Below are 25,356 nucleotides of genomic sequence, written 5' to 3'. Positions count from 1 at the left end.
TGAAAAATCATGCTGGGTAGAATTACAAAATCGGTCGTGGTTTCCCTGTTGTTGTGGGTGGCATTCTGTCTCCAGGCTTCCATGAGCTGGTCGGCTCTGGCGCTTCAATCGGAAATTGTCTCCGGGAATATTGTCGAGAAATATGAGGATCATTCCCTGAAGCTGGATAATGGAGTAATTTATAAGCCATCACGAGAGGGGCTTAATGTCGATGTACAGATCGGTGAACCCGTGACTCTCCGATATATTGCTGAAGATTCTGACAATAATGTTTTCTTTGAGTTTGCTCCCGGTATGAATTCATTAGTAAAATTGCCTCCTCCGACTTTAAGGGAGGTGGGTGTCTCGAAATGAAATAAATTACGGCATGGGATATAGGTTGAGTCGTGAGTGTACAGGCGCTTTCTTTGTAGATGCGAGAAAAAAAGAGAGATTTGTTCGCTTTATACTCGTGCGCCGATTTTTTGGTGAAAGCGGCCCCAGGAGAGAATTTTTTCATCAGCCGTTATAGGTGTGGCTGAATTATCAATGGCGGTGGCGACAATCATTCGGTCGGCTGGATCACCGTGAAATGACCGCAGTTGACCGGCACGAATAACTGTTGATCCTTGTAAAGGGATCCCAAGCAAGCCGTTTTGCAGAAGATCAAAACGCCATACGTCGAGTTCTGTTCGGAGAATAAACCGTTGTTTCCCCCCCGCCGAGCCTGTAAAGAATTTTGTGTAAATGGTTTTGGTTTCGCCTTTCAATAAACAGGCATTCTATCTTCGAACAGGATGGAAAAACGATTGAGAGCGCCCTTCCAGTCTCTGATCGGCAGAGTCCATTTCTTTGCGATATTGTTTAGCGCCAGGTAAAGTAGCTTCAGCATAGCCGCGTCATTGGGGAATGAGCCCCGATTCTTGGTGACCTTGCGCAACGACATGTTCAGCGATTCGATAGCGTTGGTCGTATAAATTACCTTGCGAATCTCCGCAGGATAGGAAAAAAACGGGGTGATTCGCTCCCAGTTTCGCCGCCAGCTCTGGCCAATGGAAGGATGGGTTTCGTTCCATCTCTCCTCGAATTCGGTTAGATTCATTTCAGCCTGTTCGGCGGTCGGCGCCTGGTAAATGCTTTTCAGGTCAGCCGCTACCTCTTTGCGCTGCTTCCACGAGACATACTTGAGCGAATGGCGCACCATGTGAACGATGCAGAGCTGGATCTGGGTGCGAGGAAAGACCGTCTCGATGGCTTCGGGGAAGAAGCCCTTGAGGCCATCCACGCAAGCAATGAAGATGTCTTGGACTCCACGGTTTTTCAGTTCGGTTACCACTTGTAACCAGAATTTGGCACCTTCGTTTTCCGCCACCCACATACCCAGCACCTCCTTGACGCCGTCCATGGTGACGCCCAGGGCCAAGTAGACCGCTTTGTTGCTGACATGGCCGTTATCCCTCACCTTGACTCGGACGGCGTCCATGTAGACGATGGGATAGAGGGCATCAAGAGGTCGGCTCTTGCCAGATCTTAACCTCATCCGCAACGGCATCGGTGACACCGGAAATCAGGCTGGGCGAGACATCAACGCCGTAGATCTCTTCCAGATGCCCCTGAATCTCGCGGGTGGTCATCCCTCGGGCATAGAGGGAAATGATCTTGTCGTCAAAGCCGGTGAACCGGGTCTGGCCTTTTGGAATGATAATCGGCTCGAAGCTGCTGTCGCGATCGCGTGGTACCTCGATCGGTAGCTTGCCAAATTCGCCCTTAATGGTTTTTGCCGACTTTCCATTACGGGTGTTGCCGCCCTTGGCAGCAATTGCGGCATGCTTTTCGTGCCCCAAGTGTTCGGTCAACTCTGCTTCCAGAGCCCGTTCCAAAAGGGCTTTGGTGAGTTGCTTGAGTAACCCGGTTTCCCCAATCAGGTCTTCGGGCTTTTTGTAGTCGGCAAGCAGCCGGTCCAGTAGTTCTTTTTCAATGGCCATTTTGTCTCCTTATAGAGGGGGAGGAGTATCTCTACCCCTGAATGGCCATTTACACAAACTAATTTACACCCTCCGCCCGCCCGGTTCACCTCGTCCATAAAATGTAGGCATTTTGCCTTGAAATCCGAAGCTTTGATTGTTTGCATGTTTGTCCCTCGCCTTATGCGTATCTTTATCGCGGCTAGAGTCCTTACTATTCGTTAGCTCATTTTAGGTTCCATGTTGCTACGGCACAAATTTCTTTATCTGAAGATCCTTCATTACCTTATAGTGTTTGTCGTTTCCCGTGAGAATAGGAAGGCCATATGCGATTGCCGTAGCTCCAATTAAAGCATCTGCCAATTGCATGGAATGGCTGAGAAAATGTTGCTCTACATAGAACATGGCTTTTGCAGATACTTCTTCGGACACATACAGAATTTGTGTTTTCCATTCATGGAGTGCTTTGCGGAGTTGGACTAACTCTTTTTTATTTCTCAATCCTTGGACGACTTCCATATATGTGATGACAGATATGAAAAAATTGTTTGAGTTTTCAATGAGCTGATATGCTTTTTCATTACCTCGCATATACCAAATTAGAACGTCAGTATCGATAACCATTAGAATCTTCCTTTCCTTAAACTTCTTACATACTCATCCACATTTTTTACCATGTCATTATCTTGCCAAATTCCGAACAATTTATTTTTTTCTGTTTGCCTTTTGCTTTCCTGGTAGGGAACAAGTTTGGCGCACGGTTTTCCTCGGAAGGTAATAACAACTTCCTCGCCCCTATTCACGGAGTCTATCAGTTCTTTTGAATTGAATCTTAGGTCTTTTGCGGTTGCTCTCATAATCACCCCTCCATAGTAAAGTTTATATTTCAAAGTATATACTTGACATGGAGCATAGTCAATTATGTTTTCTTGAGACAGGATAATTCTTCGGATATTTTGCCCTTGAGCTGACACCTTAATTGTATGCAGTAAAGTGGACCCCTGAGTCAAGACAAAAAAACACAGAGTTTAAGCTGCACATTTGACTTCATCCACAGCTGGACGGCGCTGTCCCGATTTGATCTTTTCTGGTGCTGCCTGTTCAGTTTTCTTTTCTCTGTCTGGGAATCTGTCCACGATCAACGCCCCGCCGTGCTTTGCGAACCGGTACGCAACATCTGGCGTCTTTTGCCCTAGCGCTTTATGAGGGCGCTCTGTGTTGTAAAAGACAAAATATTTGCTCAGGCCCGCAGCCAGGTCACCCATCGATGTATAGTCCTTCAGGTACACATCTTCATATTTCACATTACGCCAGAGACGCTCAACGAAAATGTTGTCGAAGGCGCGACCCCTCCCATCCATACTGATGGTTATTTCTTCCCGTTTCAACACCGAGATAAAGGCGGCGCTGGTGAACTGTGAGCCTTGGTCCGTGTTGAAGATTTCCGGCTTGCCGTAGGTGCGTAAGGCTTCCTCCAGGCAATCGACACAGAATGCTGCATCCATACTGTTGCTGATCTGCCAGCTCAATACCCGTCGTGAGTACCAGTCTATGACCGCTGTCAGGTAGGTGAATCCGCGGGCCAGCCGGATGTAGGTGATATCCGTGCTCCACACCTGGTTTGGCCTGACCACTGGAACACCACGCAGCAGATAGGGATACACCTTGTGCTCGGGACACGGTTTACTGGTATTCGGCCCGGGCGCCATACCTGCCAGGCCCATTCCCCGCATCAGACCTTGTATCCGTTTTCGATTCACGGCATAGCCTGCTGTTTCGAGAAAGATCACCATCCGGCGACTGCCGTAAAACGGGTGACGGGTGTATTCCTCGTCGATCAGACGACTGAACAGCAGACTATCCTCCTTGACAGGCCTGGACTTCTGCTGCGCGTAAAGCGTCGCACGAGAGACCCCGGCCAGAATGCATTGCCGACTCACGGAAATCACCCCTTCTTTGGCTATCCAGCCTCGTCGTGTCATTACCGGCTGATCCCGGACTTTTTTTTAAGCCAGTCCAGTTCTACCTTCAGCTTTCCAATCTCACTGAACAGCAGCTCCGGCTCTTGGTGCCCGGCAATCGGCTTGGGGCCTCTTTTGCCTTCAAACAAGGTCTTGGCTTGCTCCTGGATCTCTTTCTTCCAGTGCCCAACCGTAATGGGATGGACGCCATACTCTTGCCCGATCTCATTGATTGTTTTTTGCCCCCTCAGTGCCTCCAAGCCAACCTTTGCCTTGAACTCCGGAGTGTGGACCTTTCTCTTTTTCTTTTCGCTCATCGCTTCCTGCTCCTTGATGGTAGCGCATAGCTTAAATTGCTGTCTCAAAACTGGGGTCCACTATACAGGCTTTTTCCTTCGGTGAATCACGAGCCGGATTCGTGTGACAAAAAATGTCACCAGATGCTGACAAAAAATGTCATTTCTGGAGCAACCGAAGACGGAAGGTGATGAAATGGTTTAACGCAAATTACCGCTTGGGAGAAAAAAATTAATATTTTAAAAGTAAAATTAGATGGTTATGTGGATTTTTGAAACAGGATGGGCTCGTGGCATGAAATTAGCTTTTAATACAATTCAAATTCACACATCATGTCATGGATGACAAAAAAAACTCGGTAGTTTTAATTCCAAAGGAGGCATATCATGATTTCGTTGTTAAAGAAAATGCAGAAAAACAACCAAAAAGGTTTTACCCTGGTTGAGTTGATGATCGTTGTGGCCATCATCGGTATTCTGGCGGCCATCGCCATTCCGCAGTTTGCGGCGTATAGGACCCGCTCCATGAACGCAAACGCCAAGGCATTAAACAAGATGACAGTAAGTTCCCAGTCTGATCTTAATGCTGAACTCGGTTGTTATGGAGAGTCGGAGGCTGCAGCGGCAAACCTTGCCGCTCTTCCGGCGACAGGAACAGGAATAGCGGCAGAGTCAGATTCAACAGTTGATCCCGTTTTGGCATCAGGGGCAACCGGTGCAGCCGCTGGAGGACGAATCGCCGGAACCAACGCAGGTACTCTGAAGACATTTGCGGTACCCATCGGGATTGGTGCTAACATGATTATGTGGACCAATACTCCGACCGCAGTGGCTGGATCTAATGAAGCAACATCACACAATGTAATCACAAGACATTTTAATGGTGACACTGCTTACGGGTCTGACTCTGATGTCCCCACGAATTTATATAGCGTTAGTAATCCTACATGGCCTAACAACGCTGGAATAATGGCTGCTTATGCCTGGGGAAATGCGACAACTGGGGCTAACGAATTTGACGGAGACAATGATCCTACCAACGCTGGACCTGCTGGTGGTGGTGCGCCAACTACTACATGGCAAATGGTGCAATAATAAGCGTCTTTCGCCTAGTTTGAATTGTTCAGTAGCCCCGGTCGTGAACATCGGCCGGGGCTGGTTTGTTCTACAAGAGAGAACTTTCCTCTCCTTCAAGCAGATAAGCATGAATAGATTTCCCGCCATAGAAATTAGCTGCGTGAAGAAGGTTTTTGGAGCAGGACGCAAAAAAAACCATGCGCTTCGCAACCTCTCCCTCACTATTGCTCAGGGCGAGGTGTTTGGTTTTTTAGGGCCCAATGGGGCAGGGAAGTCCACTACAATTAAACTGTTGCTGCGGTTTCTGAAGCCGGATTCCGGCTCTCTACGAATCATGGGTCATGTTGTAGGACAGGAAGAGTTCCGTCACCGAATCGGCTATCTATCCGAATTTCCTTTTTTTTACGATCACCTCACCGCAAGGGAAACCCTGCGACTCTCCGGTCGGTTGAGCGGCGTGACTCGGCAGGTCATTGACCAACGTATTCCCCTGTTGCTTGAGCGTATGACTCTGGTTGATGCGGCGGATCGCCGGGTTGCGGGATTTTCCAAGGGAATGAAGCAGCGATTGGGCATGGCTAACGCCCTGATCCACGACCCTGAAGTGCTGATCTTTGACGAGCCCATGAGTGGGCTTGATCCGGTGGGTCGCCACCAGATTAAGAGTCTTATCGCCGAGTTGAAACTGGAAGGCAAAACCATCTTTTTCAGTTCCCACATCCTGAGTGACATCGAGGCGTTATGCGACCGCATCGGCATCATTCATAAGGGAGTGCTGCTCTATAGTGGTGAGCTGGGAGATTTCCTGAAGACAGGGACGAAGCTGGAAGACCGTTTTGTCAGGGTTATTGAGGAGGCCAACCATACAAGCGCTGCGTAACATTTGGTTTCTGGCCCTCTCCACCTGTACAGAGGGTATCCGCCATCGGGCGCTGTGGGCCATTGTCTGTCTCGCGGTACTGCTCAACATGGCAAACCTGGGAGTTGCCACCCTTTACTCCTGGGATCTGGGCAAGGTTTCCGTGGAGTTCGGTCTATCTGCCGTGGCTTTCACCGGCTTATTGCTGGTTTTTTTTCTCGGTATGAAAATCCTGGCCGATGACTTGGAACGGAGTCGGATATTCATGCTGCTCTCCCGGCCGGTTTCAATTTGGCAGTATCTGACCGGCAAGTTCATGGGCGTGACCATGATCCTGTTTCTGGCCACCCTCATCCTCGGGATATCCGCCGCCCTGTCCATGCGATATGTGCTCTGGAAATACCCCGCCTATGTGCCACCCGACTTCTCTTGGTTGACCTATTTAATGGCCCTGGTTTGTCAGTATATGAGCCTGGTGGTGGTACTGGCGGTGAGCGTGCTTTGTTTCAGTTTTGCCAGTCAACCCTTTGTTGCCCTGCTGCTGGCTGTTTCCTCCTATCTTGTAGGCCAAAACATGGAACTGTTACGCAGGGTGGTTTTGGAAAATACCAGTGCCGGAGCCTTGTCTGGGCAGGAGAATCTGGTTGTCGCCCTTTCCTGGATATTTCCGAACCTGTCGCTTTTTGACAAGAAGTATATTGCCGCCTACGGCATTGCCTTCAGTGGTCAGGAATTCACCTTGCTCTGTTTGTACTGTATTTCCTATTCGGCGTTGCTGATCTATCTCGCCTCCCTGCTGTTTAAGCGCAAGGAGCTGGCATGAACAGGCGGTTGACTTTCAATCTTATGACGGGACTGGCCTTGGTCTGTTTCTATGCAATGAGCTATAACGCCTTGCTTCAACATCGCGACGTCACCGGGTGCTCATCACGTTCAAGCTCTGGAATATGGAATCTTCCACCCATCGCTCTACTTGCTATAGCAGGTGAGTTCAAGGGGTTAATGTCCGACTATTTGACCTTGGAGGCAGGTGCGCAACTGGGCACCGAGCTTGTGCGTAAACCCGAAGGAGGGTTCCTAGTTGTTAAAAAAAAGTACGACTGGCCGGGTATCCATCACTTGTTTGTCGCAAGTCAGACACTAGATCCTTCCTTTGCCCAGACTTTCATCGTGGCTCAAGGGTGGCTTCCGTGGGAACCGGCGAACATGGTAGCTGAAACGCAGGAGATACTGAAAACCGCTGCAAAAAACCGTCCATGGGATTGGCAGCCCTTACACACCATGGGATTTAACGCCTATTACTTTCTTGATCAACCGGGAGAGGCGGGCAAAATTTTTTTTGAAGCCGCCAAGGCACCCAATGCCCCGCCATTTCTATCCATTCTCGGCGCCCGTCTGGCCCAGAAAGGTGGTGAAACCGCGGCGGCCATTGCGTTGATGAAATCAATGCTTGTTGATAAACCGGAAAGCGAACCCGGCTACGCGGACATCGTTGACCGGCTGCATGCCTTGGAAGGGGTGCATGTGATCGAGCAGGCCACGCAAAAGTATGAGAACAAATACGGGCGCAAACCCTTATCTATCGAGGAGTTGACTTCTTCCGGTGTTCTTCCTTCCCGGCCGGCGAATCCATACAATGTTTCCTATTGTATGGATAGTGAGGGAATAGTTTATTTTGACAACCCAGATTGCCGTTAAGAAGAGCGGTTGAAAGCTGTTGCAGATGGAGAGAGAGTTGGAGAAATTAAAATGGCTGGGAGACAGGGATTCGAACCCCGATAAGCAGAGTCAGAGTCTGCTGTCCTGCCGTTAGACGATCTCCCAGCAGAGTTGAGCTTTTCTATTTAGATAATACGGCTCTAAAAGTCAAGGAAAAATCACTGATTTCTTCGCTTCAGGATATGACAACCCCGGCATAACCGACAACATGGTCCGTGTCGCCGCTTACGGCGCCCGAATCAGTATAGCGGATCAGTTCCGCCCGGGTGGCTCCCAGCTCAAGGGCCGCGATCAGCACAATCGTCGTCGGCATGATGCCGCACATGGAGATGCGCTGCCCGGTGACGGTATTATACAGTTGTTCGGGATCAAGGTTCTGCAAATGGGTCAGGGCCAGGTGGTCCTTGCTGCTTGCCGTTTGTCGCGGTTCATAATGGGTCATGTCGGTGCTGGCCACCAGAAGAACGGGTTTCTGGTAGGCGCGGATCGCCTCGGCCAGCGTCTTGCCGATTGCCAGGCAAAGGGAATAGGGGATATGGGAGATAACCAAGGGGACGATTTTCAGATTCTGTTGGAAAAACTGGAGAAAGGGGACTTGGACCTCTAAAGAATGCTCGTAGCGGTGGGCCAGGTCGTCTTTTTTGATGATCGGGTCATGGATCAGACCCGCCAGTTCGTTGTTGATCGGCACCCTGCCCATGGGCATGTCCCATTCCCCGTCGGCCATAAGGGCAATGGCCGCCCCGTGGCCGTGATGGTTCGGCCCCAGGATGATGACGTCTTCCGGGATGTCGATTTCGGCAAATGTTTCACCGGCAACGCCGCCGGAATAGACATAACCGGCATGGGGGGAAACCGCAGCGATAACCTTTCTTTTTTTCTTGTCCGTCCGGGGAATGAGATGGGTGAGCGTTTTTCTCAGGATATCGGGATCACCCGGGTAAAAATGATCGGCAACAACGGGAGATCGTTTCATGGTGATCCCTCTTTCTTTTTCTGGGTTTTATATTCGCACCTGCCAACTGGTCGTTCCGTCGGATTCGTCCTTGATCTCGATATTGTGGGACAAGAGCTGGTCGCGTATTTCATCGGCGCGGGTCCAGTTTTTCTGTTCGCGCGCCTCGGTGCGGTTATCGATCAATTTTTTGATATTTTCCTCGTCAATGTCAAGCTGCGCCAGGATTTTTTCCTGCTTCGCGCGGATATGGGCAACGGGGTCGTGCTGCAGGAGGCCCATGATCCCTGCAAGTTCCTTAATCTTTTCAGCGCCTGAGCGAAGAAGCTCGACATCCGTTTCCGCCGGTTTTTCCGGCAGCGCCTGTCGGATGGTGTTGAGTGCCTTCACCACTTCGAAGATATGGCCCAGGGCCTGGGCACTGTTAAAATCATTATCCATGGCCTGGACAAAACGGTCAACCAGTGATTGGATTTTCACGACATTTTTTTTGCCGGCAACCGATTTCTGCTCCGGAGATGTTTCGCCGGGAATTTTGGCGATCTCCGCCAGGCAGGTATAAAGCCTGGTGAGGCCGGACTCCGCATCCTTCATCGCGGTTTCGGAAAAATCCAGGGGAGTTCGGTAGTGGGTGGAGAAAACAAAAAAGCGCAGCACTTCCGCCGGGTATTTTGCCAGGATCTCCCTGATGGTCAAAAAGTTGCCCAGGGATTTGGACATTTTTTCATCTTTGATTGTCACAAAGCCGTGATGTATCCAGGTGGCGACAAAAGGTTTGCCTGATGCTGCCTCGCTTTGCGCAATTTCATTTTCATGATGCGGGAAAATAAGATCCTTGCCGCCGCCGTGAATATCAAAACTTTCGCCGAGGAACTTGCGGCTCATGGCGGAACATTCAATATGCCAGCCGGGGCGTCCCGGACCCCAGGGGCTGTCCCAGGTCGGTTCGCCGGGTTTGCTGCTTTTCCACAGGGCAAAGTCCATGGGGTGCTGCTTCTGCTCGTTGATGGAGATGCGGGCGCCTGCCATCATGTCTTCCAGGTTGCGCCCGGACAGCGATCCGTAATTTTTGAATTGCTCCACCCTGAAATAAACATCGCCGTTTACCTCATAGGCGTAACCGTTTTTTATGAGTTTTTCAATTATCTCAATAATTTCCTGGATATTTTCCGTGGCCTTGGGCTCAAGATCGGGAGGTTGGTTGCCGAGGCTTTCCATGTCTTCATGGAAGGCATCAATAAAACGGTTGGCAAGTTCCTCGGTTGTGGTATTTTGCTCCTGCGCCCGTTTGATGATTTTGTCGTCAATGTCGGTAAAGTTGCGAACGTAGGTCACCTTGAAACCGGCATAGCGCAGATAGCGGACGATCATGTCAAAGACCAGGGTCGACCTGGCATGGCCGATATGGCAATAATCATAGGCGGTGATGCCGCATACATAAAGTTTGATGTGGTCTTTTTCCAAAGGGGAAAAAGGTTCTTTTCGGCCGGTCTTGGTATTGTAAATTGAAACGGTCATGTGGGCTCCGCAATGGACTGATAATGTGCATATGTTTGGAAACTGAAAATAAAAAAATACTTTATACCCTTTTCATCTAACCTAATCAACCATCGTTATACAATATGAGTGAATACAAAGTGACGGAAAAAATTCTCCAGGAAAAGAAATTTCCCAACGGCATAAAGGTCGGTTTTTACGACTTATCGAGAAAAGTGGCGGCGGACCGCTGGTTGGTCAAGGTTCGCTGCGAGGCGTCGCTTGAGCTCGGAGATGACGCTTTCCAGTCCGTGGATGATGAAAATCTGGTTGATGAACTCAAACGGAAATTCGCCGGGGAAATAACCCATGTGATTTGCAAGGAGCGGAATTTTATCGACGAAAAGGAAAAGGATGCCGTTCTCTCGGAACTGTTGACGCAACTTCAGGAGAATGTCAGTGCATATCTGGGCGGTGAACGTTTTCCGCAACGTCTCCTGCAAAAGAAAATTGCCGATTTTCAAAAGGAATTTGAACTGGCTCGGAGGTTGGCCCCCGTGCCCGCGGAACCGGATGAAGATGATGAAGGCCCCGCGGATTTCTCCGCATGTTTTCGGGATTAGCAGCCGTTACGGCATAACGTCTCTCTTTTCTGTTCGTTGGGCAGCTCTTTGTCCCATTTACCGCAATGAAACGGCCATGTGATCCGTTTTCAACGGGCGAGTTGTTTTTTTTCTTTGTCCTTGACAAAAATTGGCAACAAAAGCATAGTGCTATGTTTTAATTACTTGCTCATTTTAAGATATACTTTTTATAATTTACAGCGGTTTTATATGACAAAGGAGCGGTCATGAAGGTACTTATCAGTGATAATCTGGCCCCGGTTGGAGCTAAAATTCTCCTGGATGCAGGGCTTGAGGTTGACATCAAGACAGGAATGAGCCCGGAAGAGCTGAAAAAGGAAATTGGCCAATATGATGGTTTGGTCATCCGCAGCGCCACAAAAGTTACTGCCGAAATAATCGAAGCGGCTGACAGGCTCCGGGTTGTCGGACGTGCCGGCATCGGGCTTGACAATGTCGATATCGCCGCCGCCAGTAAAAGGGGTATCGTCGTCATGAACGCTCCGGACGGTAATGCCACCACTGCCGCGGAACACGCCATTGCCATGATGATGTCGCTCACCCGGAACATCCCTCAGGCCACTGCCCGTCTCAAGGCCGGCGGCTGGGACAAAAAGAAATTTCAGGGCCGTGAGGTTACCGGAAAGACCCTGGGCATCATCGGCATAGGCCGAATCGGCGCCATTGTCTCCAACAGGGCTCAGGGATTGCACATGAAGGTAATCGCCTTTGATCCGCACATGCCGAAAGACCTTGTCGACAAGCTGGGCGTGGAACTGGTCAGCCTGGATGAACTCTGCAAACGGTCCGACTATATTTCCGTTCATGTTCCGTTGACCAAGGAAACCAGCAAGATTGTCTCGACGGAACAGTTCAAGGCCATGAAAAAGACCGCTATGTTTATCGATTGCGCCAGGGGCGGCGTGGTTGACGAGGCAGCGCTTTACGAGGCATTGAAAAGTGGAGAAATTGCCGGCGCCGCGCTGGACGTTTTTGAAAAAGAGCCGACTTCACTGGAAACAACTCCGCTGCTTGGTCTGGATAATTTCATCTGCACCCCGCATCTTGGCGCCTCAACCGCCGAGGCGCAGGAAAATGTCGCCGTGACCATTGCCGAACAGATTGCAGATTATCTGCTCAATAATACGGTGGCCAATGCGGTGAACGTGCCTTCCGTCAGCGCCGAGGTGCTTTCCAAGGTGCGGCCTTACGTAACCCTTGCCGAGATGCTCGGTTCCTTCCATATGCAGATTGCCAAGGGCAGCGTGGAAGAGGTGAACATTGAGTTTAACGGTGATCTCGCCGAGATGCAGACCGGACCCATCACCGTGGCATTCTTGAAAGGGCTTTTCACCCCGATCCTGAAAGATGCGGTAAATTTTGTCAATGCGCCGATGATCGCCAAGGAAAGAGGCATCAGGGTGATTGAATCAAAAACCGCTGACTCCGACGATTTCACCAATCTGCTTTCGGTACGAGTGAAAACATCGGAAGATGAAAATGTGCTTGCCGGCACCGTTTTCGGTAAAAAAGAGCCGCGCTTGGTTCGGCTGAACAACTTCCGGCTCGAGGCCTTGCCGGATGGTCCGATGCTTTTTGTTTATAACCAGGATGTGCCCGGCGTCATCGGTGCATTAGGCGTGACTTTGGGCAAGGCCGGCGTTAATATTTCCCGCATGACTGTCGGTCGGGAAATGGGTGAGGGCGATCAGTCACGCAACGTAATTCTGCTCAACACCGATACCTTGATCACCAAGGAACAACTTGAAAGCGTCATGCAGCTCGAGAATATAACCAGTGCCATGGTACTTGATCTGAGCTAAACGACGCGGGTCGGAAAACAACATGGATGAGGCGGAGAAAAAATGTAAATGCGCGGGTGGAGAGATGGTGGACGGCAAATGCATCATGCCGGAAGTCACATTTGGCGCTTTTGTCATGTCTCTTAACACCTCAGCCCTTTTTCATCTCGGGGAGATCGCCGACCCTGTAACCGGGTTGCGCAGGCAGGATCTCGTGCTTGTGAAACATACCATTGATACGCTTCATGTGCTTAAGGAAAAGACCAGGGGGAATTTGACCGAGGAAGAAGAAAATATGCTCGGGAAATTCCTCTATGATCTCAAGATGCGCTATGTAAAGGCAAAGTCGTAAATGGGCGGAGGCCGAACGCTTCATCTGCGGGCACCGGCAAAAGTGAATATTTTTCTGAAGGTTCTGTCCCGCAGACCTGATGGATATCATGAACTTGCAACGTGGATGCAGAAGATCGACCTGGCTGATTCGATTGCCCTTGAAGAAATTTCGTCGGGCATCAAACTCAGCTGCCCGGATTCCGGGCTTGCGGAGGATGAAACGAACTTGGCCTATAAAGCTGCCCGCCTTTTTTTCCGGGCAACAGGGGCAAAGGGCGGCGTCGAGATTACCCTGAGAAAGCATATTCCGGTTGCGGCGGGTTTAGGCGGCGGAAGCAGTGACGCTGCCGCTGTCTTGAAGGGATTGAACCTGCTTTACGCGCAGCCGTTGAGTGAAGTAAAAATGATGGACCTGGGGCTGGCCCTCGGAGCGGATGTTCCTTTTTTTGTGTCCGATTACTGTTCGGCATTGGCAACAGGTGTCGGTGAAAAGCTTGAAAAGAGGGCGGCGCTGACGGAATGTTGTTTTTTGTTGGTAAATCCCGGTTTTCCTGTTTCGACAAAATGGGTTTTTGAAAATCTTGATCACTCGCAACTTGCTAATTTTGCGTTGACAATAAAGGGTAATCCATTTATCTTAGGCCCCTTGTCGGCCAATCGTTGCCCTGATGCGCGAGGCAACGATCTTGAACAGGTAACCATCGGTCGATATCCTGAAATAGGAAAAATCAAGTCAATGCTGATGGAACGCGGGGCTGTATCGGCATTGATGTCGGGAAGCGGGCCAACAGTTTTCGGTATATTTACAGATCTGGATCAAGCAGCACGATGCCGGAATGAACTGCTGGAGAAGTATCCTGAAAGGGTGTTTTTCGCAAAGCCGCTCACTTCTTGATGGTATTTTAAACTGGGGCGTCGTCAAGCGGTAAGACACAAGACTTTGACTCTTGCATTCGTAGGTTCGAATCCTGCCGCCCCAGCCATTTGCTTCATCTTTGATAATCAGCAAGATTACTAAATATATGTTGCTTTTACATCATTTGCGAACAATGGTGGAAGTACAACTGAATGAAACGGAATTATTATGGGCAGCCTTAAAGACATCATGATTTTCAGTGGAAATGCCAACCCGTCTCTTGCCAAAGACATTTGCGCGCATTTGAAAATGGAACTCAGTAAGGCTGATGTCAGAAAGTTCAGCGATGGCGAAACCTACGTTGAAATAGGTGAAAATGTTCGGGGAAAAGATATTTTTATCGTGCAGCCGACATGCACCCCGGTTAATGACCATTTGATGGAATTGATTTTAATGTCGGATGCGCTTCGTCGTGCTTCGGCCCGACGTATCACCGCGGTCATGCCCTATTACGGATACGCCAGGCAAGATAGAAAAGTTGCTCCCCGGGTACCCATTTCAGCCAAGGTAGTGGCGGAGATGCTGATGGCAGTCGGCGTGCGACGGGTTCTGACCATGGATCTCCATTCCGGTCAGATTCAGGGTTTTTTTAATATCCCTGTTGACAATCTTTATGCCGCTCCGGTTTTGTTAAAAAATATTTCGGAATCCTTTTCCGATAAAGAAGTGATTATGGTTTCGCCTGATGCCGGCGGAGTTGAGCGGACGCGCGCCTTTGCCAAGCGGTTGAATGCCGGACTGGCGATTATAGATAAGCGCAGGGAACGGGCGAATCAGTCCCAGGCGATGAACGTCATCGGCAATGTTTCCGGAAAACACGCCATCCTGCTCGATGATATGGTTGATACTGCCGGCACACTGTGTCAGGCTGCTGAAATTCTTGTTAAAGAAGGTGCCAGGGAGGTTTTTGCTTATTGCACCCATGCGGTCCTCTCAGGTCCGGCGATTGACCGGATCAATGCATCCTGTATTAAGCAGCTGGTTGTTACCGATACCATCCCTCAGTCGGATGAAGCAAAAAAATGCGGCAAGATCAAAGTGCTTTCTGTTTCTGAACTCCTTGGCGATTCGATCCGTTGCATTCATTCGGAAGATTCAGTAAGTTCCTTGTTTGTTTGAGAATATTTTTCATCGTTGTCTTTGTTGTTTGTTGTTCCGAGAAATAATTATATGGATAGGTTATGAACATCCGCTGCGGGTGTTTTGTTCGGAGTTTATCGTTTGAGGAGGTTTGAACCATGATACAGATTGATGTATCTGCCCAGGTAAGAAAGAATTTTGGTAAAGGTGCTGCACGAACTTTGCGTCGGTCTGGAAAGACTCCCGCGGTATTGTACGGTCCCATACGTGAGTCCATTGCTTTAACGCTTGATACACATTCGTTTACCAAGACACTTTTGCATCTGCAAAGAAGAAATGCCGTATTGAATGTTGAAATTGACACCGAGGTCGGGCAGGAAAAACGCCATGTGATGATTAAGGAAATTCAGGTTGAGCCTGTTACGAATACCCTTGAGCATGCTGATTTTTACGAAATCGCCCTGGATAAACCCGCGCTCTTCACCGTTCCGGTTAAATATACCGGAAAAGCACGCGGCGTTGACATGGGTGGCGATATGACCATTTCCGTGAATCAGGTCAAAGTGAAGGGGAATCCGCTTGATATTCCCGACGAGATCGAAGTTGATGTGACTCCCTTGGGAACGAATGAGCAGTTTACATGCCAGGATCTCGTTCTCCCTGCGAATGTCAGCTTGGTGGGCAAAAAGGACAAAGTCTGTGTCGCTGTTGTCGCGCCTGTGAAAGCAGAATAACAAAGACCGTTCATTGTTATTCCAGAGCCGGGAAGGGTTGCCTTTTCCCGGCTTTTTTTATTTACCTCTCCCGTCGTGCTTTTTTGGTGCCATTATGTTTCTTGTGGTTGGACTAGGTAATCCAGGGGAAAAATATTTTTTAACCAGGCATAATGTCGGTTTTCTTTATGTTGATTATCTTGCCGAGCAGTTGCATGCTGATTTCAGCGTAAGCAAATGGCAGGCGGATGTTGCCAGGACCACCCTTGACAATCATCCACTGGTGCTGGTCAAGCCGCAGACTTTCATGAACCTGAGCGGCACCGCTGTTCTTGCCGCTGCCTCTTTTTATAAAATCCCCCCGGAAAAAATCATCGTTATACATGATGACCTGGACATGCCCCTTGGTCGCCTCAAGATAGTGGTTAATCGTGGAGCGGGCGGCCATAACGGCATTCGTTCGCTCATTTCCCATATCGGCAACAAGGATTTTGTCAGAATAAAAGCCGGCATCGGTCGCCCGGCAAATGGACAGGCAATCGAAGGATATGTGTTGCAGCAAATGACCCAGGCGGAGCTTGGCGACTGTTACCAATTGCGTGATCTTGTTTTCGATGCGGTTCGCTTGATTGTCACCAAGGGTGTCGAAGCCGCAATGAACCATGTAAATTCTTTAAAAATAGATAATTAGATCTTTTTCTTGTCCTGTTTTTCCGCCGTCGATCGGCGCGCCTCTTCCCCTTTGAGAACGATTGATTGCTAAACCCCCTGATCCGTGTTATGATAAATAGATTAGAGTATGGTTAGTTTTCTGTTTAGCCGGAAACTTGATGGCTTTTGAAAATCCTGGCACCGAATTTTTGTGACGATTAATTAAACAGTTATCATGCACTACTGTACGACGATCGAGCGGCTTTCGGCGAGACCGTCAAACCTGGTTATGCCATTTTTTCAAATTTAGGCGGACAAAGGGGGATAGTGTGTTTAATAAAGGCGATATGGCGGTTTATCCCGCTCATGGTGTAGGTGAGATTCAGTCAATTGAAAAGAGAACGGTAGGTGATCGTGAGCAGTCGTTTTATGTGATGAAAATCATAGACACCAGCATGGTGGTCATGATTCCTACCAGTAACAGTGAAAATGTCGGTCTGCGGGGCATTATTTCTTCCGCTGAAGCGGATAGGGTGTTTGATATTCTGAAAGACAGGGATGTGGAAATTCAAGCACAGCCGTGGAATCAACGTTACCGGCAATACATGGAAAAAATAAAGACCGGTTCAGTGTATAAGATAGCCGGGGTCTTGCGTGATCTCTATCTTCTCAAAGAAGATAAGGACCTCTCTTTCGGCGAAAGAAAAATGCTTGATACGGCAAAGAATCTTCTCATGAAAGAAATTGCCCTTGCCAACAAGGTCCAGGAGGATCAGGTTGAAAAGGATATCGAACGTATTTTCGACAATTAAGTTTTTTTCACGTACAGCGCGGTTGAAACGGTGCCTTTTGCCGACCCTTTATCCTGTTTTCATTTGAACGTTCACGATTCACCATCCGTCAATAAGGAAGATATCACTTTTATTGTCTCAGCCGCGCTTCGCGGAAAAAGACTCGATCAGCTGGTGGCTGATCACCCTGCGTGCGCCGGGTTGACTCGATCCCGCATTCAGCATCTTATCCGGTCCGGCAATATTCTTGTCGATGATCAAATAAAAAAGACCGGATACCGTGTCAGGGAGGAAGAAGAAATAAAAATCTTTCTGCCGCCGCCCGAACCCTCTTCCCTTGTTCCTCAGCATCTTGATTTCGTCGTCCTTTTTGAGGATGAAGACTTGGTTGTTGTGGCGAAGCCCCCCGGACTTGTTGTCCATCCTTCTCATGGTCATTCAAGCGGTACCCTTGTTCATGGATTGCTTTATCACTGCTCCCATTTGTCCGGTGTCGGCGGACAGCTGCGGCCGGGCGTGGTTCATCGACTGGACAAGGATACCTCCGGCGTCATGGTTGTCGCGAAAAACGATGCGGCCCATCAAAGCCTGGTCAATCAATTCAAGTCACGGAAGGTGGTCAAGTCGTACCTGGCAATCCTTTCCGGCATTCCGAAAGAAAAAGCAGGCAGGATCGTCACTTGTATCGGACGTCATCCGATCCATCGAAAAAAAATGGCGGTTCTGGAGCAGGGTGGGCGTGAGGCGGTCACCAACTGGCAAGTTCTTGAGACGTTTCGTTCCGGCTTTGCTTATGTCAAGGTTCATCTTGAAACAGGCCGGACACATCAGATTCGTGTTCACATGGCTCATCTTGGATGCCCCATTGCCGGAGATGAAATGTATGGCAGGAAGAAGAAGGGCATCGCCGAGTCGACCATGCAGCGACAATGTTTGCACTCCCATTGCCTGTCGTTTTATCATCCCGTTTCTCGTGAACTTTTGTCTTTTGAGGCACCCTTGTGGCCTGATATGGAAGAGATCCTCCAGCTGTTACGGAGTGGTTGACAAATTGTTGCCGTAACGTGCCGCATAACCGCAGACACATGGTCACCCTTCATTTTAACGGCAATCTTGTCGATTTACTGCCGCGACAATTTATCAAGGATTCCCTTGTCCGTTTTGATTTGCAACGGCAAACATCTGTCAAGGATTTGATTGAGTCCTTCGGGGTCCCGCATCCGGAAATTGAAAAAATTTTGATTGATGGTGCTGAAACTGGTTTTGGCGCCGCTGTTCACCCTCATGCGGAAATTGAAATTTTCCCCATTTCCAGCGCATCCGACTTCCTTTCCCCTTCTCTTCTCCGCCCTGATCCGTTAGTTGATTTTCGCTTTATTGTTGATGTCAATGTCGGAAAACTTGGCGTCAAGTTGCGTCACCTTGGATTTGATACGCTTTTTTCCGAAAGCCTCGGAGACCCCAGGATCGCTGCAATTGCCGGTTGCCGGCGCAGGATTCTGTTAACCCGTGATCGAAACCTGCTCAAGAGGAAGGTTGTTGATTTCGGTCATCTTGTCAGGGGAAAACGGCCGAGTGATCAGATTGTTGAAGTGATACGGCTTTATGGTCTCCGGAATAAAATAAATCCATGCAGCCGTTGCCTTCTTTGTAACGGATTGCTGTATGCCGCGCGCAAAGAGGACGTGCTGGGGGCGCTCGAACCTTTGACAAAAAAATATTATACGGTTTTTCATCAATGCGAGGGCTGCGGCAAGATTTATTGGGCCGGGTCGCATCGGGATAACATGGATAGGGAGTTGCGTGATATATTGCGTCGTGCCGCACGAGCGATATAGCCTGTTTGAGTTCGTTCGCCGCGGTTTGTTGCGGCAGCAAAGGCTTATTGCTTGCCGACGCGGCATCCCGGCAGAAAGAGTGACAGGTCCCTGCCGATCTTGATAATGCCCCAGAAAATCACGAAAAATTCCAAACGGCCCAGCAGCATTCCGATAATTTCTATCCAAAGCAGCCCGGCCGGTGTTGTGGGCGAGGTGACACCGACGGAAAGCCCAACCGTGCCGAGAGCGCTGGCGAATTCAAAAAGGCTGTCGGCAAGGGGATAACCGAAAGCGGCAATGGCGCATCCTCCGGCAAGCCAGGTGAAGAGATAAAGCGCGATATACAGTCCTGCTTTCAGCAGATCGTTTTCCTCGAGAAAGCGGCGCTGGTTCCCCAGCCAGAAAACATCTTCGGAAACGACTTTGGCGGAGAAAAAGACCTTGCTCAGTTCCCTTTTCAATCCCTTGGCCAGCAGATAAATGCGGTGCTGTTTGATGCCGCCCGCCGTTGATCCTGTCCCGCCGCCAATAAGCATCAGTATGATGATGACGAGCAAGGTAAAACCGTTCCAGCCGGAAAAAGAGACAGTGGCGTAACCTGTGGTGGAAAGGGCGCTGACCGCCTGAAAAATGGCTGCCCGGAACTGCTCGGATGCGTTTTTATATGCGGTGAAGGTTGCTCCGCAGAAAAGAAGGGTGACCGATACCGGCAGCAGGAGGGCCATGACGCGCAATTCGCCGTTACGCAGAGCCGCTCCAAGCCTGCCGTGCCCAATGGTATAGACGGTCAGGAAATTCGTGGTGCCGAGGAGCATCAGCAGAATCAACACCGCTTCAATTGCCGGGTTGTTCCAGAAACCGATTGAATCAAGCCGGGTTGAAAATCCACCGGTGGAGACGGCGCAAAAGGTATGATTGACGGCGTCAAACCAATCCATGCCGGCAAAATGCAAAGCCGCCACGCCCAGCAGGGTGTAAAGAGTATACAGCTTCAGGACTAACCGGGCAGACTGTCGGACTTGCGGTACGAGTTGGTCGGCCCTGCCCTCGGCTGTGCTCAGGCCGACACCTGCCGGTCCGCTCATGGCGCCGAGCATCAGGATGGCCAAACCGGCCCCTCCTGCCAGTTGCATGAGGCTGCGGAAGAACAACAGCAGCGGTGAAATCCGCGCGACATCGATCACTGAAAGGCCGGTGGTTGTCCAGCCGCTGGTTGCCTCGAACACGGCCTGCGTCACATCCAGGCCCGCCCAATGAAAAGGAACGGCTCCCGCAATGACGGCACCGCTCCAGGCCATGACGACAATCGCGGCGCCTTCGGTGGTCGAAAGGATATCGTTTTGCTTTGGTCGCAGGGTAATGCGGAGAACAGCTCCAACAAAAGTCAGGACAAGACCGGGCCAAAGAAATCCCATGGCCGTCTCTTTTTCGCCGGGGAAGAGCAGGACGAGCCCTGCCGGAGCAGTGATGATCACGCCGACAAGGCAGAAAAGAACGCCGGTATAGCCACCAAGAACGCGATACCGTTCTCCCAGGTATGCACGATAGCGCCTGTCACTCAATCTTTCCTTCTCCGGTAAGAACATGCAGGACCTGATCAAGGCTCGCCTCCGTGGCAATCACGATCAGCCGGTCGCCACCCTGCAACTCCGTGCTGCCTTTGGGGATCAGTACTTTGCCGCCGCGAATGACGCCGCCGATCAATGCCTCCTCGGGAAAGGCGATCGTTTGAATTGCGGCGCCGTCGGCAGGTGATCCTTCCCGGAGAATAACCTCTGAAACAGAGACATTCCCCCCGGCCACGGAAATCATTTTGCCGATTTCCTCAAAACCGGCCTGTTCCTCGAAGAGGATGGACAGGATACGGGTTGCGGAGATGGCCACCGAGACGTTGAGTTTGTGGAAAATTTCCTCGTTTTCCGGATCATTGATCAGGGCGATGGTGCGGGGCACCTTGTACATTTTGCCGGCAATCTGACAAATGGCCAGATTGTCTTCATCGTGCGGTGTCAACGCCAGCACCGCATCGGCCTGAAGCGCTCCTGCCTCCTCAAGGATACGGGGATCAGTGGCGTCACCCTTGAGAACAGGTTCGCCGATTCGTTGTGCCAGATCCTTCGCTTCGTCCGGGTGAGGGGTGACAACCAGGGTTTTAATCCTTTTTTTGGCAAACTGCCTGGCCAGGTAATAGACAATTTTACCGCTGCCGGCGATGATGACCTTCACGACAAACCTCTTTTCGGGCAAAGAGCGCGCAGGAATGCATCAGCCGTCAGGCTCGTTGGACTGATGGTTTCAATGCCGAATTCACGATAAAGGACTTCCCGTTTCGGGTCATAGACCCGTGCCAGCACCAGCGGGACCGAAAAAAGGATCTTTGCCACCTGGGCCACCATGAGATTGACCGTGTCTTTTTCCGTTGTGGTCAGAAGGCAATCAGCCTGCTGTAAATCGGCGGCCAGCAGTACCTCGACCTCAACGGCATCGCCGATCACCCGAAAACCACTGAATCCGACGTCAAGAAGCTCAAAGGAAGAGCTGTTGCGGTCGATGATCATTACCCGACTGCCCATTCGGCTCAGTTCGCCGGCCAGCAATGAACCCAAGCGTCCACAGCCGACGATCACGGCATTCGCGGGATGCGTTCCGTCTAATCTTTCCATCGGTTTTTCCTCGACAATTTTTCAAGGAACCCTTTCATCGTATCTCTATTTATAGCAATGATCACGGGAGATCGTCTATTAGTTTCTTGTTAGTCAAGCAGGCGAATATCTGTATGTTTGATCAAATACCTTTGCGTTTTTTGGGTGAAATTCGGCATCATCAAGAAAAAAACATACATCATCACCAAAGTGTTATTGTCTGAGTGCCTTGATTTTATTGATGTCCTGGGATTTGCCGAGCACGATAAGAAGGTCGCTGTTTTTGACGACGAAATTCGCCGGCGGTGCCAGTACCATATTTTCCGGTGCCAGTTCCTTGACGGCAATGATCTGGATGTTATACCTGGCCCGCAGATTCAATTCCGTCAGACTTTTGCCGAGAAATTCCTTGGGTGGTGCCACCTGGACAAGTTCGAAATCCTTGGCCAGCGGAATGAAGTCGAGGGCATTGGGAGTGGACAAGACCCTGGCGATGCGCAGGGCCATATCCCGTTCCGGGTGGATGATCTCGGTAGCGCCGACGCGTTTCAATATTTTTTCATGATCTTCATCCAGGGCTTTCGCCAAAATAGTCTTTACGCCGATTTCCTGCAGATACAGACAGATGAGAACACTGGTGCTTATTTTGGTGCCGGTGGAAACGATGACTCCATCCATCTGGTCCAGTCCCAAGGTGCGTAAGGCCTCTTTGTCCGTTGAATCCATGACGATTGCCTCGGATGAATATGGGCCAATAGCCTGGACGCGGGCTTTATCCGTATCAATGGCTACAACTTCATTGCCGTCATTGTATAAGGCCTTGGCAACATGAAATCCGAAATTGCCGAGTCCGATAACCGCGAATTTTTTCATGCTTCCTGACTCCTTTGCCGTGTGATCACGTCACACCGCTAACCGATCATGATATTTTCTTCCGCATATTCAATGCCGTCGGCAATGGCACCGCCTATGATAATATAGGAAAAGGTCAGCACGCCGACCCTGCCGACCAGCATCAAGAAGATGATGAGTAATTTTCCCCAGGTGGACAGCATTGTCGTTAATCCCATGGAAAGACCAACGGTACCGAAAGCGGAAACCGTTTCAAAAAGATAGGCGAGAAACATTTCGCCCCCAACAGAAGGATGTATCCTGGCAAAGGTATCACCTGCCAGAAGCAGAAAAAGTGTGACGCCGATGAGACAGGTCGCCACCAGGGCCAGCGACAAACTCCTGCTTATCGTTTCAGACGGAATGCTTTTGTGGAAGATGTTTACCCGCTTTTTGTGTCTGATTCGACTCCAGGTAAACAAGATGATCACCGCCAAGGTGGTGGTCTTGACCCCTCCGCCGCAGGAACCCGGCGAAGCCCCGAAAAACATGAGACCAATCATCATGGTCAGCGTGGAGGGATTGAGCGCCGCAATATCCGCGGTATTGAACCCGGCAGTCCGACAGGTAATTGATTGAAAGAGGGAAACCAGCAGGGATTCCGACAGGGATTTGCCGGCAAGAGAATGGCCATATTCAAGCAACCAATACATCAAGCTTCCGACAACGATCAGGATTATTGTGGTCAGGAGCACGGTTTTTGTCTGCACGGACAATCTGGTTCGCCTTGTCCCTCCCTGTCTGGTTCTTCTGAAAATATCATGCACCACCGGAAAGCCGATGCCTCCGGTGACGATTAACCCGCAGATGGTGAAATTTAAAAGTATGTTGTTGCTGTAACGCACCATACTGTCTGGGAAAAGTGAGAAACCGGCGTTGCAAAAGGCGGAAACGGCATGGAACAGCGCGAGAAAGGCGGCCCTGGCTGGAGGGAATTCAGCGCTCCAGTGGAGATAGAGAAAAATGAATCCGCCTGCTTCGGCGAGAAACGTGAATCCGATGATGGTCTTCAGCACATGCAGAATGTCTTCACGAGGGGTATGGGCAAAGACATCCTGCAGGACCATGCGCTGCCGGAAAGTGATGCTCCTGCCGATGGCCCTGAACAGCATGATTGATACGGTCATGACGCCAAGGCCACCGATCTGCATGAGTGCCAGAATGATGCATTGGCCGAAAGTGCTGAAAAAGGTTCCGGTATCAACGACAGCCAAGCCGGTAACGCAAACCGCCGAGGTGGCGGTAAATAATGCGTCGATAAAATGCATGTCACCTGATTGTGTCGCGGCCGGCAACATCAGGCTGAAGCTCCCCGCGATGATAAACAGGACAAAACTGAATGCCACCAAAGGCGCGGGATGCATTTCGATGATCCGCCGGAGCGACCGTCGTCTTGCAATCGTTTTGTTTTCTCTCATATTGAATTATGCGGTCACAATAAAATTTAAGAGGAAGGCAGGATTCTAGAGGAAATTTGACAGCTGTATAACATAATCATATGTATTTATGAACTGTTCTTTTGAACCGCAAAAAAAAGCGCGATTTATAGCTGTCCAAGGGGGAATTTTCCTGTCGGGCGGAGAGGGGAGGGCAATGAAAAAGAAAAAAGGAGATTTAAGCAAATTGCTTAAATCTCCTTAAAATAGAATGGGGTGAGCGATGGGACTTGAACCCACGACCGTCGGAGCCACAATCCGAAGCTACCACCAGCTGAGCTACGCCCACCATCCAACTTTTAATCACGTGGTCATATTAAAGTCCTGTGTTTATAATAAATTCTTTTTTTAATAGCAAGGTGAAAATTGACGAACCGGTAAAAAGTGGTGATGCCGGATTTCCGTCACGATGAATCATCGGATTATCGTGCCGGTATCAATCAAAATTCCTTGTTACAGTGCTTGCATATTTTAGCCTGACTTTTAACTATTTCCAGGCAGGCCGGGCATTCCTTCTTGAAATTCGCCTGGAGGATTTGGCGGATTGCCATATTGGCATTCTGTTCCAGGTCCGTATTGGCAAATTTGTGATTTCGTATGGGGTCGATGCAGCCAAGATCATTCATTGCGACCAGGAGCTTGCAGGCGCTCATTCTTCCTTGTAAACCGGCGCATTCATCAAGCAAGAGAGTCAGCAAGGGGGCGATGTCGTGTTTCTCGATGCAGGTCGGCAGTTGACTGAGAGCCTCTTTTTCTTTCTGGTAGCGAATGTTCTGCCCTTTCAACGCCTCGGGATCGACAATGCAGCCGGTAAAAGCTTCACTGCTGCCGACCATCATCAGATCGCCTTTTTTTTCGCCGGGGAGCAGCATGTAGCGATAGGAGCCGCTGTGCCCGTATTGTTCTTCAATGTGCTTCCAGCCTCGTTCAAAGATGGGACATTCATCGTTGAGGCAGACAAACATGACATCGCATCCCCAACCGAGTCCGTCCCCGATATGGAAAGGGGGGGTCTCGCAGCAGGAAAGGCGTGTTTTGCAATGAGGGCAATAATGTTCTTCTTCGGCGTACTTGATACAAGCATCATAGGTCAGCATATGGCGGAACTCCTTTTCAATGGGGAATTATTTTCTGGTTTCAGGAAGAACGCAAATATCCGCAGACTGGGATAGTGAAAAGAACGGCGTTCATGTGGCCTTTCGATTCTCTCCGAAATTGAGAGAACGTGCTACGAAAATAAGCATCATTATGAACAATAAAATGTTGAGTATGTGATTTTTTTTCATTTTTCTAAAATAACGCATGTGATAGTGGAAATCAACCTGGTGAATGGGGATTCATTTTGTTGACCGGTGAAGTTGTTCGCATTGTC

Annotated in this window: 27 protein-coding genes, 3 tRNA genes and 2 pseudogenes; 16 read left to right on the top strand and 16 right to left on the bottom strand. The window is 49.8% G+C overall.

All coding sequences use genetic code 11. The features are described 5' to 3' along the window. The first annotated feature begins 9 nt into the window (after positions 1-9). Entirely contained in the window at positions 10-354 is a 345-nt protein-coding gene (locus BM485_01190) for a hypothetical protein (GenBank protein OKY76715.1), read from the top strand. Between the two features lie 89 nt (positions 355-443). Here the strand turns inward: BM485_01190 and BM485_01185 are convergent, their stop codons facing one another. The 6 genes and pseudogenes from BM485_01185 to BM485_01160 form a co-directional block, all read right to left on the bottom strand. Continuing rightward, positions 444-749 carry a hypothetical protein gene (locus BM485_01185; protein OKY76714.1) on the bottom strand — a complete coding sequence of 102 codons (306 nt, stop codon included), beginning with the start codon at positions 747-749 and terminating at the stop codon, positions 444-446. After that, positions 746-1,964, bottom strand: a pseudogene (locus BM485_01180) (IS256 family transposase). The gene BM485_01185 and the pseudogene BM485_01180 overlap by 4 nt, the downstream one beginning before the upstream one ends. 225 nt (positions 1,965-2,189) lie before the next feature. Further along, positions 2,190-2,567, bottom strand: coding sequence for a VapC toxin family PIN domain ribonuclease (locus BM485_01175; protein ID OKY76713.1), 378 nt, complete (start codon positions 2,565-2,567; stop codon positions 2,190-2,192). Continuing rightward, the gene (locus BM485_01170) at positions 2,567-2,800 is read right to left on the bottom strand and encodes a prevent-host-death protein (protein OKY76712.1); all 234 of its coding nucleotides are present in this window, start codon (positions 2,798-2,800) and stop codon (positions 2,567-2,569) included. The genes BM485_01175 and BM485_01170 overlap by 1 nt, the downstream gene beginning before the upstream one ends. A 171-nt stretch (positions 2,801-2,971) precedes the next feature. Continuing rightward, the gene (locus BM485_01165; GenBank protein OKY76711.1) at positions 2,972-3,925 is read right to left on the bottom strand and encodes a transposase; all 954 of its coding nucleotides are present in this window, start codon (positions 3,923-3,925) and stop codon (positions 2,972-2,974) included. Further along, complete coding sequence (locus BM485_01160; GenBank protein ID OKY76917.1) at positions 3,925-4,221, bottom strand: transposase; 297 nt, start codon at positions 4,219-4,221, stop codon at positions 3,925-3,927. Before BM485_01160 ends, BM485_01165 begins: the two co-directional genes overlap by 1 nt. A gap of 387 nt (positions 4,222-4,608) precedes the next feature. Between BM485_01160 and BM485_01155 the strand changes: the two are divergent. The 4 genes and pseudogenes from BM485_01155 (at position 4,609) to BM485_01140 (ending at position 7,834) form a co-directional block, all read left to right on the top strand. After that, a pseudogene (locus BM485_01155) lies at positions 4,609-4,740 on the top strand (prepilin-type N-terminal cleavage/methylation domain-containing protein). A gap of 664 nt (positions 4,741-5,404) precedes the next feature. Then, entirely contained in the window at positions 5,405-6,157 is a 753-nt protein-coding gene (locus BM485_01150; GenBank protein ID OKY76710.1) for a hypothetical protein, read from the top strand. A gap of 88 nt (positions 6,158-6,245) precedes the next feature. Next, positions 6,246-6,959 (top strand): hypothetical protein, encoded by a 714-nt coding sequence (locus tag BM485_01145; GenBank protein OKY76709.1) that lies wholly within the window; start codon positions 6,246-6,248, stop codon positions 6,957-6,959. Further along, entirely contained in the window at positions 6,956-7,834 is an 879-nt protein-coding gene (locus BM485_01140) for a hypothetical protein (protein ID OKY76708.1), read from the top strand. The genes BM485_01145 and BM485_01140 overlap by 4 nt, the downstream gene beginning before the upstream one ends. Positions 7,835-7,886: 52 nt before the next feature. Here the strand turns inward: BM485_01140 and BM485_01135 are convergent. The 3 genes from BM485_01135 to BM485_01125 all read right to left on the bottom strand — a co-directional run bounded on the left by BM485_01135 (position 7,887) and on the right by BM485_01125 (position 10,328). Beyond that, a tRNA-Gln gene (locus BM485_01135) sits at positions 7,887-7,960 on the bottom strand. Between the two features lie 70 nt (positions 7,961-8,030). Next, complete coding sequence (locus BM485_01130; protein ID OKY76707.1) at positions 8,031-8,831, bottom strand: AmmeMemoRadiSam system protein B; 801 nt, start codon at positions 8,829-8,831, stop codon at positions 8,031-8,033. Between the two features lie 27 nt (positions 8,832-8,858). Further along, positions 8,859-10,328 carry a cysteine--tRNA ligase gene (locus BM485_01125; GenBank protein ID OKY76706.1) on the bottom strand — a complete coding sequence of 490 codons (1,470 nt, stop codon included), beginning with the start codon at positions 10,326-10,328 and terminating at the stop codon, positions 8,859-8,861. A 104-nt stretch (positions 10,329-10,432) separates the two neighbouring features. On the opposite strand from BM485_01125, the gene BM485_01120 reads away from it, so the two are divergent. The 11 genes from BM485_01120 to BM485_01070 all read left to right on the top strand — a co-directional run bounded on the left by BM485_01120 (position 10,433) and on the right by BM485_01070 (position 19,033). Next, positions 10,433-10,909, top strand: a complete 477-nt coding sequence (locus tag BM485_01120) for a hypothetical protein (protein ID OKY76705.1) — start codon at positions 10,433-10,435, stop codon at positions 10,907-10,909. A 227-nt stretch (positions 10,910-11,136) separates the two neighbouring features. After that, positions 11,137-12,732 carry a phosphoglycerate dehydrogenase gene (locus tag BM485_01115; GenBank protein OKY76704.1) on the top strand — a complete coding sequence of 532 codons (1,596 nt, stop codon included), beginning with the start codon at positions 11,137-11,139 and terminating at the stop codon, positions 12,730-12,732. A 22-nt stretch (positions 12,733-12,754) separates the two neighbouring features. Continuing rightward, positions 12,755-13,063: a hypothetical protein gene (locus BM485_01110; protein ID OKY76703.1), complete on the top strand. Its 309-nt coding sequence runs from the start codon at positions 12,755-12,757 to the stop codon at positions 13,061-13,063. Further along, positions 13,064-13,939 carry a 4-(cytidine 5'-diphospho)-2-C-methyl-D-erythritol kinase gene (locus BM485_01105; GenBank protein OKY76702.1) on the top strand — a complete coding sequence of 292 codons (876 nt, stop codon included), beginning with the start codon at positions 13,064-13,066 and terminating at the stop codon, positions 13,937-13,939. Positions 13,940-13,952: 13 nt separating this feature from the next. Next, positions 13,953-14,027, top strand: a tRNA-Gln gene (locus tag BM485_01100). Between the two features lie 101 nt (positions 14,028-14,128). Further along, positions 14,129-15,079 (top strand): phosphoribosylpyrophosphate synthetase, encoded by a 951-nt coding sequence (locus tag BM485_01095; protein OKY76701.1) that lies wholly within the window; start codon positions 14,129-14,131, stop codon positions 15,077-15,079. 119 nt (positions 15,080-15,198) lie between these two features. After that, the gene (locus BM485_01090) at positions 15,199-15,774 is read left to right on the top strand and encodes a 50S ribosomal protein L25 (protein OKY76700.1); all 576 of its coding nucleotides are present in this window, start codon (positions 15,199-15,201) and stop codon (positions 15,772-15,774) included. 94 nt (positions 15,775-15,868) lie between these two features. Further along, on the top strand, positions 15,869-16,444 hold the full coding sequence (locus BM485_01085; protein ID OKY76916.1) for an aminoacyl-tRNA hydrolase: 576 nt from the start codon (positions 15,869-15,871) through the stop codon (positions 16,442-16,444). A gap of 307 nt (positions 16,445-16,751) precedes the next feature. Next, positions 16,752-17,216 carry a CarD family transcriptional regulator gene (locus BM485_01080; GenBank protein ID OKY76915.1) on the top strand — a complete coding sequence of 155 codons (465 nt, stop codon included), beginning with the start codon at positions 16,752-16,754 and terminating at the stop codon, positions 17,214-17,216. Positions 17,217-17,318: 102 nt separating this feature from the next. Beyond that, positions 17,319-18,242 (top strand): hypothetical protein, encoded by a 924-nt coding sequence (locus BM485_01075; GenBank protein OKY76914.1) that lies wholly within the window; start codon positions 17,319-17,321, stop codon positions 18,240-18,242. A gap of 38 nt (positions 18,243-18,280) precedes the next feature. Beyond that, positions 18,281-19,033, top strand: a complete 753-nt coding sequence (locus BM485_01070; protein ID OKY76699.1) for a hypothetical protein — start codon at positions 18,281-18,283, stop codon at positions 19,031-19,033. A gap of 44 nt (positions 19,034-19,077) precedes the next feature. Here BM485_01070 and BM485_01065 read toward each other — a convergent pair whose 3' ends face one another. From BM485_01065 to BM485_01035, 7 genes are all read right to left on the bottom strand, one after another. Then, positions 19,078-20,601: a hypothetical protein gene (locus tag BM485_01065; GenBank protein ID OKY76698.1), complete on the bottom strand. Its 1,524-nt coding sequence runs from the start codon at positions 20,599-20,601 to the stop codon at positions 19,078-19,080. Beyond that, positions 20,570-21,241: a hypothetical protein gene (locus BM485_01060; GenBank protein ID OKY76697.1), complete on the bottom strand. Its 672-nt coding sequence runs from the start codon at positions 21,239-21,241 to the stop codon at positions 20,570-20,572. Before BM485_01060 ends, BM485_01065 begins: the two co-directional genes overlap by 32 nt. After that, the gene (locus tag BM485_01055; GenBank protein OKY76696.1) at positions 21,238-21,678 is read right to left on the bottom strand and encodes a potassium transporter TrkA; all 441 of its coding nucleotides are present in this window, start codon (positions 21,676-21,678) and stop codon (positions 21,238-21,240) included. The genes BM485_01060 and BM485_01055 overlap by 4 nt, the downstream gene beginning before the upstream one ends. A 192-nt stretch (positions 21,679-21,870) precedes the next feature. After that, complete coding sequence (locus BM485_01050; protein ID OKY76695.1) at positions 21,871-22,530, bottom strand: potassium transporter TrkA; 660 nt, start codon at positions 22,528-22,530, stop codon at positions 21,871-21,873. Between the two features lie 38 nt (positions 22,531-22,568). Continuing rightward, entirely contained in the window at positions 22,569-23,966 is a 1,398-nt protein-coding gene (locus tag BM485_01045) for an ATPase (protein ID OKY76694.1), read from the bottom strand. Between the two features lie 230 nt (positions 23,967-24,196). Further along, a tRNA-His gene (locus BM485_01040) sits at positions 24,197-24,273 on the bottom strand. A 151-nt stretch (positions 24,274-24,424) separates the two neighbouring features. Continuing rightward, a complete protein-coding gene (locus tag BM485_01035) occupies positions 24,425-25,081 on the bottom strand; it encodes a zinc ribbon domain-containing protein (GenBank protein OKY76693.1) in 657 nt (218 codons plus the stop codon). Between the last annotated feature and the right edge of the window lie 275 nt (positions 25,082-25,356).

Source organism: Desulfobulbaceae bacterium DB1 (genome assembly GCA_001914235.1).
In the GTDB taxonomy this organism is placed as follows: domain Bacteria; phylum Desulfobacterota; class Desulfobulbia; order Desulfobulbales; family SURF-16; genus DB1.
This window is presented reverse-complemented; position numbering and strand designations above follow the sequence as displayed.

What these genes read in the sequence shown, in the direction of transcription:
- BM485_01090 (OKY76700.1), top strand. Translation starts at nt 15,199, where the DNA reads ATGATACAGATTGATGTATCTGCCCAGGTAAGAAAGAATTTTGGTAAA.
- BM485_01095 (OKY76701.1), top strand. Translation starts at nt 14,129, where the DNA reads ATGGGCAGCCTTAAAGACATCATGATTTTCAGTGGAAATGCCAACCCG.
- BM485_01140 (OKY76708.1), top strand. Translation starts at nt 6,956, where the DNA reads ATGAACAGGCGGTTGACTTTCAATCTTATGACGGGACTGGCCTTGGTC.
- BM485_01145 (OKY76709.1), top strand. Translation starts at nt 6,246, where the DNA reads ATGGCAAACCTGGGAGTTGCCACCCTTTACTCCTGGGATCTGGGCAAG.
- BM485_01110 (OKY76703.1), top strand. Translation starts at nt 12,755, where the DNA reads ATGGATGAGGCGGAGAAAAAATGTAAATGCGCGGGTGGAGAGATGGTG.
- BM485_01055 (OKY76696.1), bottom strand. Translation starts at nt 21,678, where the DNA reads ATGGAAAGATTAGACGGAACGCATCCCGCGAATGCCGTGATCGTCGGC.
- BM485_01035 (OKY76693.1), bottom strand. Translation starts at nt 25,081, where the DNA reads ATGCTGACCTATGATGCTTGTATCAAGTACGCCGAAGAAGAACATTAT.
- BM485_01130 (OKY76707.1), bottom strand. Translation starts at nt 8,831, where the DNA reads ATGAAACGATCTCCCGTTGTTGCCGATCATTTTTACCCGGGTGATCCC.
- BM485_01045 (OKY76694.1), bottom strand. Translation starts at nt 23,966, where the DNA reads ATGAGAGAAAACAAAACGATTGCAAGACGACGGTCGCTCCGGCGGATC.
- BM485_01105 (OKY76702.1), top strand. Translation starts at nt 13,064, where the DNA reads ATGGGCGGAGGCCGAACGCTTCATCTGCGGGCACCGGCAAAAGTGAAT.
- BM485_01070 (OKY76699.1), top strand. Translation starts at nt 18,281, where the DNA reads ATGGTCACCCTTCATTTTAACGGCAATCTTGTCGATTTACTGCCGCGA.
- BM485_01175 (OKY76713.1), bottom strand. Translation starts at nt 2,567, where the DNA reads ATGGTTATCGATACTGACGTTCTAATTTGGTATATGCGAGGTAATGAA.
- BM485_01115 (OKY76704.1), top strand. Translation starts at nt 11,137, where the DNA reads ATGAAGGTACTTATCAGTGATAATCTGGCCCCGGTTGGAGCTAAAATT.
- BM485_01125 (OKY76706.1), bottom strand. Translation starts at nt 10,328, where the DNA reads ATGACCGTTTCAATTTACAATACCAAGACCGGCCGAAAAGAACCTTTT.
- BM485_01190 (OKY76715.1), top strand. Translation starts at nt 10, where the DNA reads ATGCTGGGTAGAATTACAAAATCGGTCGTGGTTTCCCTGTTGTTGTGG.
- BM485_01165 (OKY76711.1), bottom strand. Translation starts at nt 3,925, where the DNA reads ATGACACGACGAGGCTGGATAGCCAAAGAAGGGGTGATTTCCGTGAGT.
- BM485_01080 (OKY76915.1), top strand. Translation starts at nt 16,752, where the DNA reads ATGGCGGTTTATCCCGCTCATGGTGTAGGTGAGATTCAGTCAATTGAA.
- BM485_01050 (OKY76695.1), bottom strand. Translation starts at nt 22,530, where the DNA reads ATGAAAAAATTCGCGGTTATCGGACTCGGCAATTTCGGATTTCATGTT.
- BM485_01065 (OKY76698.1), bottom strand. Translation starts at nt 20,601, where the DNA reads ATGTTCTTACCGGAGAAGGAAAGATTGAGTGACAGGCGCTATCGTGCA.
- BM485_01085 (OKY76916.1), top strand. Translation starts at nt 15,869, where the DNA reads ATGTTTCTTGTGGTTGGACTAGGTAATCCAGGGGAAAAATATTTTTTA.
- BM485_01170 (OKY76712.1), bottom strand. Translation starts at nt 2,800, where the DNA reads ATGAGAGCAACCGCAAAAGACCTAAGATTCAATTCAAAAGAACTGATA.
- BM485_01150 (OKY76710.1), top strand. Translation starts at nt 5,405, where the DNA reads ATGAATAGATTTCCCGCCATAGAAATTAGCTGCGTGAAGAAGGTTTTT.
- BM485_01160 (OKY76917.1), bottom strand. Translation starts at nt 4,221, where the DNA reads ATGAGCGAAAAGAAAAAGAGAAAGGTCCACACTCCGGAGTTCAAGGCA.
- BM485_01120 (OKY76705.1), top strand. Translation starts at nt 10,433, where the DNA reads ATGAGTGAATACAAAGTGACGGAAAAAATTCTCCAGGAAAAGAAATTT.